This is a genomic window from Haemophilus parainfluenzae, assembly GCF_036288925.1.
In the GTDB taxonomy this organism is placed as follows: Bacteria; Pseudomonadota; Gammaproteobacteria; order Enterobacterales; family Pasteurellaceae; genus Haemophilus_D.
On sequence record NZ_CP127167.1, the window covers coordinates 1,796,431 to 1,816,460 of the forward strand.

The window sequence follows — 20,030 nt, forward strand, 5'->3', positions numbered from 1 at the left end:
CGACGAAATATTCGAGGATATCAATATGAATCAATGGCTTAATGCAAAAGTAATCGCTTCAATACCTATTTTTATTGCAGTGAATATAGCCGCATTTGGTGTTTGGTTATTTGATATTTCTACGCAATCCATGCCCTTAATTTTAGGCATTATTGCTGGCGGTTTAGTGGATTTAGATAATCGCCTCACTGGACGATTAAAAAATATCTTTTACACATTAATTGCCTTTTCTATTTCAACCTTCATCGTTCAGCTTAATATTGGTCAACCTATCCAATATGTATTGTTGATGACCATCATCACCTTTTTATTTACGATGGTTGGCGCTGTAGGTGAACGTTATCGTACTATTGCTTTTGGTACGCTAGTGGTTGCTATTTATACGACGCTCACTTATATACCAGATAATTCTTCAAGTTGGTTTATCAATCCAGTAATGATTTTATTAGGCACTTTGCTCTACAGTATTGTGACCATTATCGTCTATCTCTTTTTCCCAAACCGTCCTGTACAAGAAAGTGTCGCAAAAGCTTTTTGTGCATTAGGTAATTATTTAGATGCCAAATCAGAATTTTTTGATCCTGATGAAATTGATGAAATTGAGAAAAAACATCTTAACTTTGCGATGAAAAATACCAATGTGGTAGATGCCTTCAATCAAGCAAGAACAGCGCTTTTCTACCGTATTCGTGGACAACATCGCCATGCTCGTACACAACGTATGCTCCGCTATTATTTTGCTGCGCAAGACATTCATGAGCGTGCCAATTCGACACATTTTGATTATCGACAAATTGCGGAACAGCTCAAAAATACAGATTTAATTTTCCGTATTCAGCGCTTGCTCGAATTACAAGCACAAGCCTGTCATGATATTACGGCTTGTCTGCGTCAAAATACGCCTTATCACTATAATATTCGCGTAGAAAAAGCGTTAATGGGTACAATTCAATCCCTTGAGCTTTATAGTAAAGAACACACCAATCAAAACAATGTTTTGCTTGCCCTTCAAACACTGATTGATAACCTGCAAAGCATTAACTGGCAATTACGTCAGCTCGAACAAGAAAGCAATGAAAATGAGCAAACTGCACAAATTCATACCGAACAAATTACAGGATTAAAAAATATTCTTTCTGTTATTGGAAGCAATTTCACTTTTGAGTCACCGCTTTTCCGCCATGCTGTGCGTTTGTCTATCGTGGTGTTTTTATGTTGCGCTATTGTTGAATTCTTCCAATTTAATTTGGGTTACTGGATTTTGCTTACAGCGGTCTTTGTTTGTCAACCAAACTATTCCGCAACCAAAGTGCGGTTACGTCAGCGTATTATTGGGACGATTTTAGGGGTAATTATTGGCTCCTTATTGCCCTATCTCAACCCCACATTAGAGATGAAACTGGGTTTAATGGTGGTCACCAGTACGCTGTTTTTCTTCTTCCGCAGTAATAATTACAGTTTCTCAACGTTCTTTATTACCTTACAGGTATTGATCAGTTTCGATGTGATGGGATTTGACACACAATCGGCGCTCTTCCCTCGCCTCATTGATACAGTCTTAGGTTCAGCCATTGCATGGTTTGCGGTTTCTTATTTATGGCCGGATTGGAAATATCTGCAACTCGATAAAGTGAGTCGCCGAGCGATGCAAAGTGATGCGCAGTATTTCTTACACATTATTAGCCAACTGCAATTTGGTAAAAGCGATAATTTAAAATACCGTATTGCACGCCGTAACGCTCATCAATATGCGGCAGCATTAAGCACAACGCTTTCCAATATGAATAATGAGCCGAAGAAATATCAGGCCTATTTGCAGGAAGGTTTTGACTTGTTAAAAATGAATTATTCCCTATTAAGCTATATTTCTGCTTTAGGGGCATATCGCAATAAAATGGCGCAATTACAACAAACTACCGAGTTTTTGTCAGACTTTTATCCTATTGCGAAAAAGGTTTTATATACACTGGAAAATATCGAAAAACTTCGTCCTGAAATTTTTGAAAAGCTCCAAAATAGTATTGAACAAAGCCTTAAAAAAATTCAGTGGGATGAAACCCAAGCCAAAAACAATGCGGTCTTTGCTTTGCCATACCAGCAACTTAATTTGATTTCTCAATTGCTACCTCAGCTATATCGCTATTTCCAACATAGCCAGGTAGAACCAATGAACAAATAAAAAACAAAGGAAAAACTGACCGCACTACCCCGAATTTTTTATTGTTCTCAAGGCGATAAACAGGGATAATACCTCACTTATATAAAATAAATTTAGACGCAATGACACATTATATTCTACTCGTTATCAGTACTGCATTAATCAATAACTTCGTTTTGGTCAAATTCTTAGGACTTTGTCCATTTATGGGCGTATCCAAAAAGATTGAAACGGCGATTGGTATGGGGCTTGCTACGACATTCGTATTAACTGTAGCATCACTGTGTTCTTATTTAGTCGATAATTATATTTTAATGCCGCTAAACGCCACATTTTTGCGCACGTTAGTCTTCATTTTAGTGATTGCCGTTGTGGTTCAATTTACTGAAATGGTGATCAATAAAACGAGTCCATCACTTTATCGCTTATTAGGGATTTTCTTGCCACTGATTACCACAAACTGTGCAGTTCTCGGTGTGGCATTATTAAATGTCAATTTGGCACACAATTTAACCGAGTCTGTCATTTATGGTTTTGGCGCCTCTTTAGGTTTTGCGCTGGTTTTAGTTTTATTTGCAGCCTTACGTGAACGTTTAGTTGCTGCAGATGTGCCCATTACGTTTCGTGGCTCGTCTATCGCATTAATTACGGCCGGTTTGATGTCTCTCGCCTTTATGGGCTTCGCCGGATTAGTAAAATGATTTATCTCTTGATGTTTATTACTGTAACAGTGATTTTTCTCGGCTTATTTTGGAATAACACTAAAAAATAATGTTTATCTTAATTTCAGTAACCGTTCTCGCTTTAATTTTTGGTGCGATTTTAGGCGTTGCTTCGATTAAATTAAAAGTCGAAGCTGATCCTATCGTTGAAAAAATTGATGCCATCTTACCGCAAAGCCAATGTGGGCAATGCGGCTATCCTGGTTGCAAGCCTTATGCCGAAGCGATTGCCAATGGTGACGTTATCACAAAATGTGTGCCGGGTGGTCGACCAACGGTAGTAAAAATAGCCGAAATCATGGGCGTTGATGTACCCGCAATGGATGATGTGGCAGAACCAGAAGAAATGGTTGCCTTTATTGATGAAAATATGTGTATTGGCTGTACCAAATGTATTCAAGCCTGCCCTGTTGATGCGATTATCGGCACAAACAAAGCCATGCATACTATTATTCCTGATCTCTGTACTGGCTGTGAACTTTGTGTTGCACCTTGCCCAACAGATTGCATCTCCATGATTAAAGTGAAAAAAGATATTGATAATTGGAACTGGAAGTTTGATCCTAAATTAGTCATTCCAGTCGTAAATACCACAGAAATCGAGAAAAAATTAGTGGTTGGGGAGTAGGAATCACATGGCTGATGTATTAACAAGATTTAACTCCGGCAAAATTTGGGATTTTAAAGGCGGAATTCATCCTCCGGAAATGAAATCTCAATCAAACCAATCCCCTATTCAGCAATCAAAACTTGCTCATGATTTTTATGTGCCGATTAAACAACATGCTGGCACTGCAGGAAATATATTAGTTAAAGAAGGCGATTATGTCCTTAAAGGCCAGCCTTTAACACAAGGCGATGGCTTAAGAACCTTGCCTGTTCATGCGCCAACTTCTGGTACTGTAAAATTTATCGGAAAACATGTTGCGCCTCATCCTTCTGGTTTAACCGAAGACATGATTCATATTCAAGCGGATGGTTTGGATAAATGGCGTGAGCAATTTCCACTTGAAGAATTTTTTACACAACCGGTAGAGCAACTTATTGATCGTATTTACCAAGCTGGCATTGCCGGCTTAGGTGGTGCGGTATTCCCGACTGCAGCCAAAATCCAATCGGCTGAAAAGAAAGTTAAACTCTTAATTATTAACGGTGCAGAATGTGAACCCTATATTACCTGTGATGACCGCTTAATGCGTGATTACACCGATGAAATGATCGAAGGGATTCGCATCTTACGTTATATCTTACGCCCTGAAAAAGTGGTGATTGCGGTTGAAGACAATAAACCTGAAGCGATTCAGGCTATTCAACAATCACTACAGGGTGCAAATGACATTGAATTGCGCGTTATTCCGACTAAATATCCATCAGGTGCAGCCAAACAACTGATTTATTTACTTACCGGTATAGAAGTGCCAAGCGGTGGACGCTCTTACGATATTGGCGTATTAATGCATAATGTCGGCACGGCTTTTGCGATAAAAAGAGCGGTCATTAATGACGAACCGTTAATTGAGCGTGTCGTCACGCTGACTGGTGATAAAATTTCCGAGAAAGGCAACTACTGGGTTCGCTTAGGTACACCAGTTGACCACTTATTGGCACAAGTTGGCTATCAATATGACGAACGCTTCCCTGTTTTTGCAGGTGGGCCAATGATGGGCTTGCAACTTTCAGATCTCAATGCCCCCGTCACCAAATTAAGTAACTGTCTATTGGCACCTGATCATTTTGAATATGGTGAACCCGAACCGGAACAATCTTGTATCCGCTGCTCTGCTTGTTCTGATGCTTGCCCAGTCAATTTAATGCCACAGCAACTTTATTGGTATGCTCGCAGTGAAGATCATCAAAAATCTGAAGAATACAGCTTAAAAGATTGTATTGAATGTGGTGTGTGTGCTTATGTTTGTCCAAGCCATATTCCACTTATCCAATATTTCCGTCAGGAAAAAGCCAAAATTTGGGAAATTAAAGAAAAAGCAAAAAAAGCTGAAGAGGCTAAAATCCGTTTTGAAGCCAAACAAGCTCGTATGGAGCGTGAAGAACAAGAGCGTAAAGCACGTTCACAACGTGCGGCAGAAGCTCGCCGTGAAGAGCTTGCAAAACAAAAAGGTGAAGACCCGGTTAAAGCGGCGTTAGAACGCTTGAAAGCAAAACAAGCGGGTTCAGCAGCAAATAAAGAAACAAAAACTATTGTATCTGAGAAAGGTGAAATCTTACCGGATAACCATGAGCTCATGGAGCAACGTAAAGCCCGTCGCCTAGCTAAACAACAAGCACAAGCAGATACAGGCACTGTGACAGAAGCAACAACGTCACAAACTGACGAAAAAGAGGCGAAGAAAGCAGCTGTTGCTGCAGCTCTAGCAAGAGCAAAAGCAAAAAAAGCAGCTGCTCAAGGTGAAACTGCTACAACAAATGCAACTGAAAGCGCAGTCGAAAAAACAGATGAAAATCCAACCGCACTTGATACGAAAAAAGCTGCAGTAGCTGCGGCCATTGCGAGAGCCAAAGCGAAGAAAGCTGCCGCTCAAAATGAAGCAGTTACAACAAATGAAATTGAAAGTGCGGTCAAAAAAACAGATGAAAATCCAACCATATTTGATCCGAAAAAAGCGGCTGTAGCTGCAGCCATTGCAAGAGCCAAAGCGAAGAAAGCTGCTGCTCAAAGTGAAGCAGTTACAACAAATGAAACAGAAAGTGCGGTCGAAAAAACGGATGAAAACCCAACCGCACTTGATCCGAAAAAAGCGGCAGTAGCTGCGGCCATTGCGAGAGCTAAGGCTAAGAAAGTTGCCGCTCAAAGTGAAGCAGTTACAATAAATGAAACTGAAATTGCGGTCGAAAAAACAGATGAAAACTCAACCGCGCTTGATCCGAAAAAAGCCGCGGTAGCTGCAGCCATTGCGAGAGCTAAAGCTAAGAAAGTTGCCGCTCAAAGTGAAGCAGTTACAATAAATGAAACTGAAAGTGCGGTCGAAAAAACAGATGAAAACTCAACCGCGCTTGATCCGAAAAAAGCCGCTATCGCAACAGCCATAGCAAGAGCTAAAGCAAAAAAAGCGGCGGCTGAAGCTGCCAAAGAAATAGAATAACGCAGGAAAAGATTATGTTTAAGAAAATGGTGAGTTCGCCTCATACCCATTCAGGCAAATTAACCGCCCGTATTATGTTATGGGTGATTGCAGCCATGTTGCCTGCTCTGCTCACACAAATTTATTATTTTGGAATGGGTGTTTTGGTGCAATCCGCTTTGGCTATTTCTTTCGCATTATTGCTTGAGTTTATTGTGACCAAATTGCGCAATAAGCCAAATCTTGTCTATATTTCAGATTTTAGTGTGGTGCTTACTGCCTTAATTTTAGCGATGGCGATTCCGCCTTATGCACCTTATTGGGTAATTTTAATTGGTACGCTTTCTGCTGTTATTCTAGGTAAACATGTTTATGGTGGTTTAGGACAAAACCCATTTAATCCGGCTATGGTGGGGTATGTGGTGCTATTGATTTCTTTCCCACTACCAATGACTAGTTGGATGCCACCGATTTCATTATTAAATGAACCCCCAACATTTGCAGATTCGCTTTCTTTAATTTTCACAGGCTTAACCACTGATGGTTTTAGCTTAAGCCAACTCGTCCATTCCATTGATGGAATTACACAAGCGACACCATTAGACAGCGCAAAAATCTTCTATAACTTACATCAAGGCGATGAAAGCGTATTCCATGATTTTGTAAAATTACCGATTTTATTACAAAACGGGACTGACTTCGCTGAAGGTTGGTGGCAGGTTAATCTGGCATTCATGCTTGGTGGGATTGTATTAATCTTAAAGAAAAAAATTCACTGGCAAATTCCCGTTTCAATGCTCGTGACCTTTGTAACCTTAGCAACAATCACTGCGATGTCAGGTCATCATCATTTAAGTATGATTAGCCAACTCTTTAGCGGTGCCATGATGTTCGGCGCATTCTTTATTGCGACTGACCCTGTCACCGCTTCTATTACACCTCGTGGTAAGCTTGTATTTGGTGCATTAGTTGGACTATTGGTTTACCTCATTCGTTACTTTGGAAACTACCCTGACGGCGTGGCATTTGCGATTTTATTAAGTAATATTTGTGTGCCACTTATCGACTACTACACCCGTCCTCGCGTAGCTGGGCACTTTACAAAAGGGAGAAAATAATGGGTATTTTAAAAGTCACCTCCCGTTTTGGTCTTTTATTAGGTTTCATCGCATTGCTTTGTACAGCAGTTTCTGCGGGCATTTATATGCTAACAAAAGATAAAATTGATGAAGCCATGGCTGAACAACAAAAAGCGTTATTGCTTCAAGTCATCCCTCAAGCGTATTTCAATAATAACTTGCTTGAAAGCGTTGAAATACCTGAGCAAGATAAACTCAAAGGTATTCAAAAAGTCTATTTTGCGATCAAAGATCATGTGCTAACAGCCTATGCTTATGAAACGACAGCGCCAGATGGCTATTCGGGAAATATCCGTTTATTAGTAGGGATTACACCAAAAGGTGAAGTTTTAGGTGTGCGTGTGATTGAACACCATGAAACCCCAGGATTAGGCGATAAAATCGAACTTCGCATTTCTGACTGGATTTTAAGTTTTACAAACCAAGTTATCGTACCAGAAAGCCTAAAAGATTGGGCGGTCAAAAAAGATGGTGGTAAATTTGATCAATTTTCTGGCGCAACTATTACGCCGCGCGCGATTGTGAATCAAGTAAAACGCTCTGCTCTCGTGATGCTTGAAAATGAAGCATTACTCAACGAGATGGCAAAAAAATACGCGCAATAGGATATTTATTATGACTGATTTAACCGAAAAAACGACCGCACTTGATAAGCAAAGTGCGCTTGAAAATTCAGAAGAAATAACGCAAACGCCTTCTGTTTGGAAAGAAATCTTTATTCAGGGTGTGTGGAAAAACAACTCAACTCTCGTGCAATTATTAGGACTCTGTCCGCTCTTAGCTGTTTCGAGTACGGCAACAAATGCCTTAGGTTTAGGGCTTGCAACTATGTTGGTTTTAACTTGCACCAATACAATTGTTTCACTCTTTCGTAAGCAAATACCTCATGAAATCCGTATTCCGATTTATGTGATGATTATTGCGACTACCGTAACGGTGGTGCAATTATTAATGAATGCTTATACCTATACACTCTATCAAGCTCTCGGGATTTTTATTCCTTTAATCGTCACCAATTGTATTGTGATTGGCCGTGCAGAAGCCTTTGCCTCTAAAAATAGCGTAGCACATGCTGCCTGGGATGGTTTTTCAATGGGGTTAGGCATGGCATTAAGTATCACCGTATTAGGTGCATTACGTGAAATCTTAGGTCAAGGTACCCTTTTCGAAGGGATTGAAAACTTATTTGGTCAAGGTGCGAAATTCCTTACATTACATATTTATCACGCTGACAGTAGCTTTTTACTCTTTATTCTTCCGCCAGGTGCCTTTATTGGATTAGGCATCCTATTGGCGATTAAAAACCGAATTGATATGAAAAAATGAACCAAGCTAAACGAATTGAAATTCTCACTCGACTTAGGGAGCAAAACCCGCGTCCCACCACGGAATTAGAGTATAATTCGCCTTTCGAATTACTCATCGCCGTGATCTTATCGGCCCAAGCCACCGATAAAGGTGTCAATAAAGCGACGGCAAAATTATTCCCTGTAGCAAATACTCCACAAGCCATTTTAGATCTTGGCTTAGAGGGGTTAAAAGAATACATTAAAACCATCGGGCTTTATAACAGCAAAGCAGAAAATATTATTAAAACCTGCCGTGATTTAGTTGAGAAACACAACGGCGAAGTACCTGAAAGCCGTGAAGCCTTAGAAGCCCTTGCGGGTGTCGGTAGAAAAACAGCAAATGTGGTATTAAATACCGCTTTCGGCCACCCGACTATTGCAGTGGATACCCATATTTTTCGCGTATGCAACCGCACGAATTTTGCCCCTGGTAAAGATGTGGTAAAAGTAGAAGAAAAACTGCTCAAAGTTGTGCCTAAAGAATTTAAAGTAGATGTACACCACTGGCTTATTTTACACGGGCGCTATACTTGTACCGCACGAAAACCTCGCTGCGGTGCTTGCATTATTGAAGATCTCTGCGAATACAAAGAAAAAACAGAATATTAAACGAATAAAATCAAACGGAATATATTATGACAACAAACAATCAATCTCGCCAAACGTGGTCTAGTCGACTAACTTATGTGCTCACCGTAGCGGGTGCGACAGTTGGCTTTGGGGCAACATGGCGCTTTCCTTATTTAGTGGGTGAAAATGGCGGTGGTGCCTATGTACTCCTCTTTTGTATTGCGATGATTGTGATTGGTATCCCGATGATTTTAGTGGAAAACGTTATCGGACGCCGTTTGCGTGTGAATTCCATTGATGCTTTTGGCGATAAAATCCAAGATAAAGGTAAAAACATCTCCAAATATTGGAAGATTCTCGGCTACATGGGGCTTCTCGGCGCATTTGGTATCATGGCCTATTATATGGTGCTTGGTGGTTGGGTGATGTCTTATATCATCAGCCTAATTAATAACACCCTTGATATTTCTGCACCAATAACAAAAGAAGTAGCCAAAGATTTCTACGATTTACATATCAGCAACAGTCCATGGGAAATCATGCTTTATACCTTCCTGTTTGTGGCGGTGAATTACATCATTTTAGCGAAAGGTATCATTGGTGGGATTGAACGTTCCGTGAAATACTTAATGCCATTGCTCTTTATCTTCCTAATTGGCATGGTAATTCGTAACCTCACCTTACCTGGCGCAATGGAAGGTGTGACTTTCTACTTAAAGCCTGATTTCAGCAAAATCACACCTAAATTATTCATCTTCGTATTAGGGCAAGTATTCTTCGCTTTAAGCCTTGGTTTCGGTGTATTGATTACCCTCTCCAGCTATTTGAACAAGGAAGAAAACCTTATTCAAACAGCCGTTATTACGGGTTTTACTAACACCATTATCGCCGTGTTATGTGGTTTTATGATCTTCCCATCATTATTCACATTCGGCATTGAACCTAACGCAGGGCCAACCTTGGTTTTCCAAAGTTTACCAATTGTATTCTCACATTTATGGGCGGGTAAATTCTTTGCTATCGTGTTCTTCGGTTTATTGCTTATTGCAGCATTAACCACGTCAATTACGATTTACGAAGTCATCATCACCGCGTTACAAGAAAAACTCAGAATGCGCCGAGGCAAAGCAATTTTTGTTACCTTAATGGGGATTTTCTTATTAGGTAACGTGCCATCTATTCTAGGTGATAACCTTTGGAAAGATTTCACCATATTCGGTAAAAGCATTTTCGATGCCTTCGATTTTGTTAGCGGAAATATTCTCTTTATGCTGACCGCACTTGGCTGTGCCATTTTCGTTGGTTTCGTGTTAAAAGACGATGCAAAAAAAGAGCTCTCTCCAACACCAAATTCACGCTTCACCACAATTTGGTTTAACTATGTTAAATTTGTGGTTCCAGTGATTATTTTGGTGATTTTTATCAGTAATATTTAATAAAAAAACCGAGCTATTTAGCTCGGTTTCTTTTTATCTATCCTCTATTTTGCTTCAGCTTGAGTTTTTTTCTCTTCAAGTTCTTCCCAACGAAGAAAAGCCGTTTCAAGCTCCGCTTCAGTGTCCGATAATTCCTTAAGCTTAGCATCTGTTACATCATGGGCTTGTTGGAAAAAGTGAGGATCACCAATTTCAGCTTGAAGTGCAGTAATTTTCTCTTCCAATTCTTCCAACAATTGCGGTAGCTGTTCTAACTCACGTTGTTCTTTGTAAGAAAGTTTAACGGATTTTGGCTTTTGAGAAACAGCGTCATTTTTAACCGCACTTTCCTGTGCTTTTGGTGCTTCTTTTTTGGATTTTTGGGTCTCTTGCTCTGCTTTCATAGCAAAGTAATTAGCTTGTTGTCCTTTTGCATCAAAGAAACCGCCTACGTATTTATTCAATACGCCGTCACCTTCAAAGAAATAACACTCCGTTGCGACGTTATCAATAAACTGACGATCATGGCTGACAATCAATAAGGTGCCTTGATAATCCGTGAGAATTTCCTCTAATAATTCTAAGGTTTCTACATCCAAGTCATTGGTTGGTTCATCGAGAATCAATAGATTATTAGGTTTCAGTAATAATTTAGCCAATAACAAACGGTTACGTTCACCACCTGAAAGCGCTTTTACGGGTGTCATAGCTCGTTTGGGGGGAAATAAGAAATCCTGCAAATAGCCCAAGACATGACGTTTTATGCCATTGACTTCAATATCCTGCTTGCCATCGGCAACGTTATCCATCACCGTTTTTTCTGGATCGAGATCGGCACGATATTGGTCAAAATAAGCAATGTCTAATTTTGTACCACAATGAATGCTGCCACTCGTTGGCTTGATTTCACCTAATAAAAGTTTAATAAAGGTGGTTTTTCCGCAGCCATTTGGACCAACCAATGCAATTTTATCGCCACGTAAAATGGTCGTGCTGAAATCTTTGAGCAGCTGTTTGCCTTCAATCTCATAGCTCACATTTTCCATTTCAAATACGATTTTGCCAGAACGACTTGAGTTATCTAATTGTAACTTGGCGGCGCCCATCACTTCACGACGTTGGCGACGTTCTTCACGCATAGCTTTTAAAGCTCGCACACGGCCTTCATTACGCGTACGGCGCGCTTTAATCCCTTGACGAATCCAAACTTCTTCTTGCGCTAAACGCTTATCAAAAAGGTCATTTTGCAATGCTTCGACACGTAAGCTTTCCTCTTTAGCGGTGAGGTATAAATCATAGTTACCTGGATAAGACACTAATTTCCCGCGATCTAAATCCACAATACGGGTCGCCATTTTGCGGATAAAAGAACGATCGTGGGAAATAAATACAATACTTCCGGTAAATTCTAATAAGAAGTTTTCTAACCATTCGATTGCATCCACATCCAAGTGGTTGGTTGGTTCATCTAATAACAAGACATCGGGGTTACACACCAATGCACGAGCAAGAGCGGCTTTACGCAACCAACCACCCGATAAATCGGCTAATTTAGTATCAGGATTTAACTCGAGTTTTTGCAATACTTCATTGATTTTATTTTCAAACTGCCAGCCGTTGGCATGCTCTAATTTTGCTTGCACTTGTGCCAGTTGGTTAAGAGTTTGTTCACTATAATTTTGTGTCAACTCTTGCGAAATATGATGGTATTCCTTTAACAAGTCCGCTAAATGCTCAATGCCTTCTGCCACATAATCAAATACATTTCCTTCAGCATGGCGAGGCGGGTCTTGTTCTAAACGTGAAACCACTAAATCTTTTTCATACTGCACTTTGCCGTCATCCATGGTGACTTGCTGTGCAATAATTTTTAATAAAGTCGATTTACCTGCACCGTTGCGCCCCACTAAACACACGCGCTCATTGGGTTCAATATGAAGTTCAGCATGATCAAGTAAAGGATGATCACTAAAAGAAAGATAAGCGTTAGTTAAACTAATTAATGCCACAAAATTGTCCTATAAATTCAAAATATCAATAAAAATAACCGCACTTTAGAGCTGGTGATAAACCTTTAAGGCATAGGCATCTGACATGCCCGCGATATAATCACAAATAATACGTTTTTTACCCTGCTCCGGTGCATTTCTCCAACGATTAGCGGTATTCGTTGGCAATAAACGTTCTGGGTCAGACTCAAAAATCTGGAACATTTCTGTGAGAATACGTTGTCCTTTATATTCAATACGTTGCGTTTCCACATGGCGAATTACATATTTCCACACAAACTTTTTGAACACATTTAATGCCGCAATCACATCTTGTGGTAATTCTGCGTTATAACGTAACAAAGGTTCATCAAAATTGCCGGTGACTTTCCAACGCACATGGGTGATAAAGAAATTCACTAATGCCCCAATGGCATTTTTACGTTCAAAATGATGATTGGAGAACAATCGTTGGCTAACTTGCTCTATATTTTTTGCCAACCAATCTGAAGGAATTGTTTTAAGTTCAGCCAATGCTTCTTGCCACTGATGTTGATTTACTACACCAGTCACAATCGCATCTTCTAAATCATGTACCCCATACGCAATATCATCCGCCAATTCCATAATGCTGCAATCTAATGATTTAAATTGTGTTTTTAAAAACTCAGCAGGATTTGACCGCACTTTTTGAAATGAACCAAACAAAGTGCGGTCATTTTCAGAAAGGTTTTGCAACAACCAAGTAAACATTGTGACGTCATCACGGAATAACCCTTTTCCAGGCTTCCAATCGCTAATTTTGACATAACGCGGATCAGCGTTTTCAGTATGCGGCAACTGGGCATATTGCGGGGAAGATAAGTCTAAAATATTCGGATATTTCACCACACCTAAAATAGCACGACGCGTTAAATTCATCCCTGCTGTTTCAGTATAAGGCTCGAGTTTAGTAATAATACGAAATGTCTGCGCATTGCCTTCAAAGCCGCCATGATTACGCATCATATAATTGAGCGCCACTTCCCCACCATGACCAAACGGTGGATGACCAATATCATGTGCAAAGCACAAACTTTCAATTAAATCATTGCTTGGTAATAAAGGCTTGAGTTGTTTCTGTAATTCACTTTTTTCGATATGAAGCTGGTCTGAAATAGCAACATAACTTTCCGCAAATTTTAATTGGGAAACCAGGCTGCTACCGATTTGTGCCACTTCAAGGGAATGAGTTAAACGAGTACGATAAAAATCATTTTCACCCACCGCGTGAATCTGTGTTTTGGCTTGTAAACAACGGAAAGCAGCAGAATGTAAAATCCGCCCGCGATCACGACGAAATGGTGGTCGGTGATCTTTTTCGCGAGGCGGATCAGGAAGGAAACGTTCAGTCCAAAAATCAGCTAATTGGGTTCTCATAAAAATAAACGAATAACATGGAATACTAAGGGGGCTAAAATTGAGCTCATAATACCGCAAAGTACCAAAGAAATCGAACTATAACTCCCCGCTTTCGGATCAGCTTCCATACAGCTTACTGTGCCGAGTGCGTGAGAAACTGCACCAACAGATAACCCCACCGCTTCTTGTTGTTTGATACCGAGTTTTTTCAAGATGAGATAACCAAAAACCGAACCTTGCAAACCTGCAACAATCACGCCTACGGCTGTAACGGCTGGAATACCGCCTAAATGAGAAGACACTTCCATCGCAATTGGCGTGGTAATTGATTTGGGTAATACGGTCGCCACCATTTCAGGACTCGCTCCTAAAATAATTGCCAAAATAGCGCCAGTAAACATAGAAAGCAAAGAAGCTAATATCACCACAGAAAGAATGATTTTCCACTGTCTCGCGATTTGTTGAAGCTGCTCATACAATGGCAAGGCAAGCGCCACAATACTTAAACCAAGCAAATTATTAATTGGTGTATTCCCCGCCATGTAATCATCATAAGAAATATCCCCAATTTCTAAAATCAGCACGAGAATTGATACCGTTAGGACGAAGGTATTGAAAATCATAGATTTCCAACGTTTACTAATTTGCAATGCGAGCCAAAATCCGAAAATCGTTAAACCGGTATAAAGATAAATTGCATATTGCATAATGAAACCTTACTCTGCTTGAATATTACGTTTTTCTAATACTTTTTGACGTTTATGGGTAAAGGATTGTTTGTAAAACAAATAATTCCCAAGAAATGCGATAATGAAGAGCGTCAGAAAAGTACTAAGAATATTTGGAATAAGTAAAATTTTCCATTGAGCAACAAGTAAATCATAATATTTAATAATGCCTACACTCACCGGCACAAAAAGTACTGCCATGTAACGAATCAATAGACTAGAACCCAAATAAATCCATTCCAAGCGAATGATACGAGTGGTTAATCCGATAAAAAGTATCAATAATCCCCAGATGCTGCCAGGAATTCCAACGGGTACATAGTGCGAAATCAAATTGCCGAGTAGCAACATAATGTATAAAATCACGAGTGAGCGAACAAGTTGAACGCCTTTTTGGAGTAACATATTTCCTCTTTCAACTTATTTAACAATAATTCAAATTTATTTTACGCTTTTTTTGTTAGAATTACCCCCTCTTTTTAGTTAAATTTTGCGATATAGATCAAAGAAATTCAAAATGATTAAGAAATTCTTATTATTTTTAACCATAATTTTGACCGCACTTTGGGGTCAATTTTCAGTCTCTGCGGAACGCCAAATGGCGTGTTGGGTGGTGGGTGTCAGTGATGGCGATACTCTAACTTGTCTCTTACCCACTAAAAAACAATTCAAAGTACGATTACAAGAAATTGATGCCCCTGAGAAAGGTCAGGCATTTGGTAAGAAAGCCAAACAATATCTTTCACAGCTTGTTTTCAAACAAAATGTGACGTTGTCAGTTTCTGGTTATGATCGCTACCAACGTATTTTGGCAACGGTTTATCTACAAGAACAAAACATTAACTTAGAAATGGTGAAAAATGGTATGGCGTGGGTTTATCCGCAATATGCTAAAAATCCAATCTACTTTCAGGCACAAGATTTTGCCCAACAACAAAAAATCGGCTTATGGCGAGATCCCACCCCTATTGCCCCTTATGAATGGCGTAAACAGAAAAAAACACTCAAACACGGAGATAACCATGGCTTTTGATTATCAATCATTTAAAAATGAATTCCCTTATTTTAAATCGCCAAATGCCGTGATTTATTTGGATAATGCAGCGACGGCATTAAAACCTCAAGCACTCATTGATGCAACGACTACATTTTATCAATCGGCAGGCTCCGTACATCGTAGTCAGTACGAAGCGGCACAGACAGCACAATATGAAAATGCTCGTCACCTAGTTAAAACCTTAATTAATGCAGAAAATGAAAAAGCGGTAATTTGGACGTCTGGAACAACTCATAGCATTAATTTGGTTGCCAACGGTTTACTCCCCTCTTTACATGCGGGAGATGAAATCTTAATTAGCCAAGCAGACCATCATGCTAATTATGTTACTTGGCATGAAACAGCGAAAAAATGCGGAGCGAAAATTGAAGTGCTGCACATTTCGGATAATTGGTTAATTGATGAAAATGCCTTGATTGCAGCATTGAATGAAAAAACTAAGTTAGTAGCACTCAATTTTGTCTCCAACGTAACGGGAACGGAACAACATATCCAGCATTTAATTCAACTAATCCGCCAACATAGCAATGCGCTCGTTTTAGTAGATGCCGCTCAGGCTATTAGCCATATACAGATTGATTTACAGGCATTAGATGCGGATTTTATTGCCTTTTCTGCACACAAAATTTATGGACCAAACGGCATTGGTGTATTAAGCGGAAAATTAAGCTCGCTTTCCCTGCTACAACCACTTTTTTACGGTGGAAAAATGATTGACCGCGTATCCCATGAATGTATTACCTTTGCCGATTTACCTTATCGATTAGAAGCCGGTACACCAAATATTGCGGGCGTGATTGGCTTTGGTACAGTGCTAGATTGGCTCAAAAAATGGGATTTTCAGGCTGCCGAGGCGCATGCTATTGAGCTTGCCGAGCAAAGTAAAGTGCGGTTGAAAAACTATCCAAATTGTCGTTTATTCAATTCACCACAACCGAGTTCAGTAGTTTGTTTTGTTTTTGATGGGATTGCGGCATCCGATCTTGCTACGCTCCTGAGCGAACAAAAAATTGCGTTGCGAGTTGGCGAACATTGCGCCCAACCTTACTTAGCCCGTCTTGGTGAGCGTACTACATTAAGACTTTCTTTTGCGCCTTACAATAGCCCGCAAGATGTGGATGCTTTTTTTGCGGCATTAGATAAATCCTTAGAGTTATTAGCATGCTAGAAAACATTAAACAGGCAAAAAATTGGGAAGATCGTTACCGTTTCATTATTCAAGCCGGTAAGCATCTTCCTCAACCCTCTCCAGATGAATTAGCTCAAATGCAATCGATTCAAGGCTGCGAAGCAGGGCTTTGGTTTAAGACCATTCCACAAAATGACGGCACGTTTCAATTTCAAGCTTACAGCGAAGCGCGCATTATGAATGGTTTGTTATGGTTGTTGTTACAAAACATCAATGGACAAACCAATAATCAACTACAACAATTTAATATTCGTCAATTTTTTGATGAGTTCGGTATTGCCTCTCGCTTAAGTGAAACTCGCTTGAATGGTTTAAAACAAATCGAAGAAATATTGCACAATCTGTAATTATGTATCTGATCGAACCCTTTTTTAAATTAGGCGCCTTAGAAAATGATATCGGCCAACAAAGCCGTTTGCTCAATGCAGTCATCGACCAATGGCGTTATAACGGACAAATTATCGGCCGTGAAATCCCGCTTTATTTAACAGAAGAAGAGGGAGAACAAGGTTTTGCGATGCGCGTCATTTGCCCTGAGCAAGATAGCCTTTTACCCGAGAATAATAACCAAACTGTGAATCTGGCGATGGAAAATGCTGAAAAGTGCGGTCTACATTTTCAAGGTTTCCAAATTATTGCCGATGATTTAAATGCAGACAGCACCGCAGAATGTAGCCAACCAGCATGGCAGATTCTCTATACTACACATTTGCAATCTAGCTCCCCCTTGCATAGTGGAGATGATTTTTCTCCAATTCCGCTCTATAAACAGCTAAAAAATCAACCTCATTTAAGCCAAGATTTGATTAAATGGCAGGAAAATTGGCAGGCTTGCGATCAGCTGCAAATGAATGGTTCGGTTTTAGAAAAAGAATCGTTAAACGAAATCGCCGAGGTTAATAGCACGCTCAGCAAACATGGACGCTACCTTGCTACTGAAATCGAAAAAGAAAGCGGCATACCGACCTATTATTATTTATACCGTGTCGGAGGCCATTCTTTAAAATCGGAACAGCAACGCTGTTGCCCGCAATGTGGTGGAGATTGGGCATTAAACGCGCCGCTATTTGATGTGATTTACTTTAAATGCGACCAATGTCGATTAGTCTCGAATGTGTCGTGGAACTTTTTATAACGCTTTCGTCATTTAGGAAAACAAATGAACTATCAAGATAAAAGTCTTCAATCTTTAAAACTCGGTCAAGCAACAGAATATACTGCGAATTATGACCGCACTTTGTTACAACCCGTGCCTCGTAAACTCAATCGTGATGGCTTAGGCATTACCGAACAACAGCCATTTACCCATGGAGCCGATATTTGGACGGCCTATGAAATTTCTTGGTTAAATCCAAAAGGTTTGCCGCAAGTGGCCATTGCTGATGTGGAAATTGATTATCGCAGTGAAAATTTAATTGAATCAAAAAGCTTTAAACTCTATTTAAACAGCTTTAACCAAAGTCAATTTGCTGATTTTGCTAGCGTAGAGCGCACGATGCGAGAAGATCTCAGTGCTTGTGCCCAAGGCGAGGTCAAAGTACATTTACATCCATTATCCCACTATCAAGGACAAAGTATTGATACTTTAACGGGCGATTGCATTGATGATCAGGATATCGAAATCCACAGCTACGAATTTAATGCAAACATTTTGCAAAATTGTACGTCCGATAATGTGGCGGAAGAAATCTTAGTAAGCCATTTATTGAAATCTAACTGTCTGATCACCAGTCAGCCCGATTGGGGAACCGTGCAAATTCATTATGTAGGTAAACAAATCGATCGCGAAAAACTTCTCCGCTACATTGTGTCTTTCCGTCAACATAATGAGTTTCACGAGCAATGTGTCGAGCGTATTTTCTGTGACTTGATGCATTACGCTAAACCAGAAAAACTCACCGTCTATGCGCGTTATACGCGTCGTGGTGGATTGGATATTAATCCATTCCGTTCTAACTTTGAGGAAATTCCGCAAAATTTACGCCTGGCAAGACAATAAATCACAAAACAAAGTGCGGTGAAAAATCAACCGCACTTTTATTTTATACATGTCGTAGATCATGAGCTTGTTGTAATAACTGACGACTTTCCTGCAAGAATTGATCTGAATACTCCCCAAACCATTCCCTCACCTGATGGAAAGCATCAATAAACCCTTGGCGATCGCTTTTTTCAAAAAATTGTAACGCTTCTTCATACGTTTGCTTCAAGCTTTCAATCACGTCTAAATTTTCTGGCTTATCCATAATAATATCGGCATAAAGTGCCGAATCCTGGGCAAATAGACGACCAATCATAGCTAATTCCAAACGATAAATCGGGGAAGATAATGCCAATAAATTACTTAAATTGACTGGTTGTTTGGAAAGATGCAGACCATTCGCGAAGGTGGAAAAGTGGCGTAATGCTTGAATGTACGTCATATTGTGATCATGCTCCGCTGCATCAATTTGATAAATTTTTGCACCCCAGATTTGAATTTGCTCTAACAACCATTCATAACGCTCACTAAAACGCCCATCACAACGCACAACCACTTGTTTTGCCATGCTCGCAATATCAGGGCCAAACATTGGATGTAATCCAACTACCGCCCCTTTATGCACGTCTAACATTTTAGCTAATGGAATACGTTTCACGGAGGTAAGATCCGCCAGTAGCATATTTTCCTTTAAATAGGGTTTTAAACGTTCTATTGTTTCTAACGTGTGATCAATCGGCACTGAGACAATAACAACATCTGCATTCGTTAAAATGCGTTCTGCTACATCCCAATCATCTCGGTCTAAAATAGAAATAGGATAACCGGAAGCACGCAAATAACGGGCAAATAACTGCCCCATTTTTCCGTAACCACCGACGATAACAATTTTGTTAATGGCTGGATTCAGGGTTTTAAAACCAAATTGATTTTCATTGGAATAAGATTCACGCATAAAGCGACGTAGCACATCTTCAATAAGCTGTGGAGAGATTCCTGCTTTAGCCGCTTCTTCTCGGCGTGCTTGTAACATGGCTAATTCACGATCTGGTGAATAAATCGGTAAACCTTTTTCGTGCTTTACTTCGCCTACTTGGCTTACTAATTCGAGACGTTTAGCAAAAAGTTGAATCAGTTCACGATCGAGCGCATCAATTTCCTGACGTAAATGGTTAAGGGCATCCATAATTCACCTGTAATATCTTATTTACATGATTGCAATTAAAAGGTTACAGGTGAGATTACTGGAATTA

19 protein-coding genes are annotated in these 20,030 nt (G+C 39.9%); 14 read left to right on the top strand and 5 right to left on the bottom strand.

Annotation, left to right across the window (positions count from 1 at the left end; genetic code table 11):
* Nucleotides 1–25 precede the first annotated feature (25 nt).
* The 9 genes from yccS (at nt 26) to QQS40_RS09165 (ending at nt 10,454) form a co-directional block, all read left to right on the top strand.
* Nucleotides 26–2,179, top strand: coding sequence for a YccS family putative transporter (gene yccS, locus QQS40_RS09125; RefSeq protein ID WP_329504927.1), 2,154 nt, complete (start codon nt 26–28; stop codon nt 2,177–2,179).
* A 101-nt stretch (nt 2,180–2,280) separates the two neighbouring features.
* Complete coding sequence (rsxA, locus tag QQS40_RS09130; RefSeq protein ID WP_049363585.1) at nt 2,281–2,859, top strand: electron transport complex subunit RsxA; 579 nt, start codon at nt 2,281–2,283, stop codon at nt 2,857–2,859.
* Nucleotides 2,860–2,929: 70 nt separating this feature from the next.
* On the top strand, nt 2,930–3,508 hold the full coding sequence (rsxB, locus tag QQS40_RS09135; RefSeq protein WP_369866522.1) for an electron transport complex subunit RsxB: 579 nt from the start codon (nt 2,930–2,932) through the stop codon (nt 3,506–3,508).
* 7 nt (nt 3,509–3,515) lie between these two features.
* Complete coding sequence (gene rsxC / locus QQS40_RS09140; RefSeq protein ID WP_289901747.1) at nt 3,516–5,981, top strand: electron transport complex subunit RsxC; 2,466 nt, start codon at nt 3,516–3,518, stop codon at nt 5,979–5,981.
* A 14-nt stretch (nt 5,982–5,995) separates the two neighbouring features.
* Complete coding sequence (gene rsxD, locus QQS40_RS09145) at nt 5,996–7,078, top strand: electron transport complex subunit RsxD (RefSeq protein ID WP_289901746.1); 1,083 nt, start codon at nt 5,996–5,998, stop codon at nt 7,076–7,078.
* Nucleotides 7,078–7,704, top strand: a complete 627-nt coding sequence (rsxG, locus tag QQS40_RS09150; protein ID WP_289901745.1) for an electron transport complex subunit RsxG — start codon at nt 7,078–7,080, stop codon at nt 7,702–7,704. The genes rsxD and rsxG overlap by 1 nt, the downstream gene beginning before the upstream one ends.
* 10 nt (nt 7,705–7,714) lie before the next feature.
* Nucleotides 7,715–8,425: an electron transport complex subunit E gene (gene rsxE, locus QQS40_RS09155; RefSeq protein WP_289901744.1), complete on the top strand. Its 711-nt coding sequence runs from the start codon at nt 7,715–7,717 to the stop codon at nt 8,423–8,425.
* On the top strand, nt 8,422–9,057 hold the full coding sequence (gene nth, locus QQS40_RS09160; RefSeq protein ID WP_289901743.1) for an endonuclease III: 636 nt from the start codon (nt 8,422–8,424) through the stop codon (nt 9,055–9,057). The genes rsxE and nth overlap by 4 nt, the downstream gene beginning before the upstream one ends.
* Nucleotides 9,058–9,083: 26 nt before the next feature.
* Nucleotides 9,084–10,454: a sodium-dependent transporter gene (locus QQS40_RS09165; protein ID WP_049374534.1), complete on the top strand. Its 1,371-nt coding sequence runs from the start codon at nt 9,084–9,086 to the stop codon at nt 10,452–10,454.
* Between the two features lie 44 nt (nt 10,455–10,498).
* Here the strand turns inward: QQS40_RS09165 and QQS40_RS09170 are convergent, their stop codons facing one another.
* The 4 genes from QQS40_RS09170 to QQS40_RS09185 are packed head-to-tail and all read right to left on the bottom strand — an operon-like array spanning nt 10,499 to nt 14,955.
* Nucleotides 10,499–12,442 (bottom strand): ABC transporter ATP-binding protein, encoded by a 1,944-nt coding sequence (locus tag QQS40_RS09170; protein ID WP_289901742.1) that lies wholly within the window; start codon nt 12,440–12,442, stop codon nt 10,499–10,501.
* A gap of 45 nt (nt 12,443–12,487) precedes the next feature.
* The gene (locus QQS40_RS09175) at nt 12,488–13,840 is read right to left on the bottom strand and encodes an anti-phage deoxyguanosine triphosphatase (protein WP_289901741.1); all 1,353 of its coding nucleotides are present in this window, start codon (nt 13,838–13,840) and stop codon (nt 12,488–12,490) included.
* Nucleotides 13,837–14,532 (bottom strand): CidB/LrgB family autolysis modulator, encoded by a 696-nt coding sequence (locus tag QQS40_RS09180; RefSeq protein WP_289901791.1) that lies wholly within the window; start codon nt 14,530–14,532, stop codon nt 13,837–13,839. Before QQS40_RS09180 ends, QQS40_RS09175 begins: the two co-directional genes overlap by 4 nt.
* A gap of 6 nt (nt 14,533–14,538) precedes the next feature.
* Nucleotides 14,539–14,955 carry a CidA/LrgA family protein gene (locus tag QQS40_RS09185; protein ID WP_289901740.1) on the bottom strand — a complete coding sequence of 139 codons (417 nt, stop codon included), beginning with the start codon at nt 14,953–14,955 and terminating at the stop codon, nt 14,539–14,541.
* A 112-nt stretch (nt 14,956–15,067) separates the two neighbouring features.
* On the opposite strand from QQS40_RS09185, the gene QQS40_RS09190 reads away from it, so the two are divergent.
* Genes QQS40_RS09190 through queF form a run of 5 tightly spaced genes read left to right on the top strand, consistent with a single transcriptional unit; the run spans nt 15,068 to nt 18,795 of the window.
* On the top strand, nt 15,068–15,583 hold the full coding sequence (locus QQS40_RS09190; protein WP_289901739.1) for a thermonuclease family protein: 516 nt from the start codon (nt 15,068–15,070) through the stop codon (nt 15,581–15,583).
* Entirely contained in the window at nt 15,573–16,775 is a 1,203-nt protein-coding gene (locus QQS40_RS09195; RefSeq protein ID WP_329504933.1) for a cysteine desulfurase, read from the top strand. Before QQS40_RS09190 ends, QQS40_RS09195 begins: the two co-directional genes overlap by 11 nt.
* Nucleotides 16,769–17,143 carry a SufE family protein gene (locus QQS40_RS09200; protein ID WP_289901737.1) on the top strand — a complete coding sequence of 125 codons (375 nt, stop codon included), beginning with the start codon at nt 16,769–16,771 and terminating at the stop codon, nt 17,141–17,143. Before QQS40_RS09195 ends, QQS40_RS09200 begins: the two co-directional genes overlap by 7 nt.
* 2 nt (nt 17,144–17,145) lie before the next feature.
* Nucleotides 17,146–17,931, top strand: coding sequence for a Zn-ribbon-containing protein (locus QQS40_RS09205; protein WP_289901736.1), 786 nt, complete (start codon nt 17,146–17,148; stop codon nt 17,929–17,931).
* Between the two features lie 24 nt (nt 17,932–17,955).
* Nucleotides 17,956–18,795, top strand: coding sequence for an NADPH-dependent 7-cyano-7-deazaguanine reductase QueF (gene queF, locus QQS40_RS09210; protein ID WP_329504936.1), 840 nt, complete (start codon nt 17,956–17,958; stop codon nt 18,793–18,795).
* A gap of 43 nt (nt 18,796–18,838) precedes the next feature.
* Here the strand turns inward: queF and tyrA are convergent, their stop codons facing one another.
* On the bottom strand, nt 18,839–19,963 hold the full coding sequence (tyrA, locus tag QQS40_RS09215) for a bifunctional chorismate mutase/prephenate dehydrogenase (protein WP_329504938.1): 1,125 nt from the start codon (nt 19,961–19,963) through the stop codon (nt 18,839–18,841).
* Nucleotides 19,964–20,030: the final 67 nt, after the last annotated feature.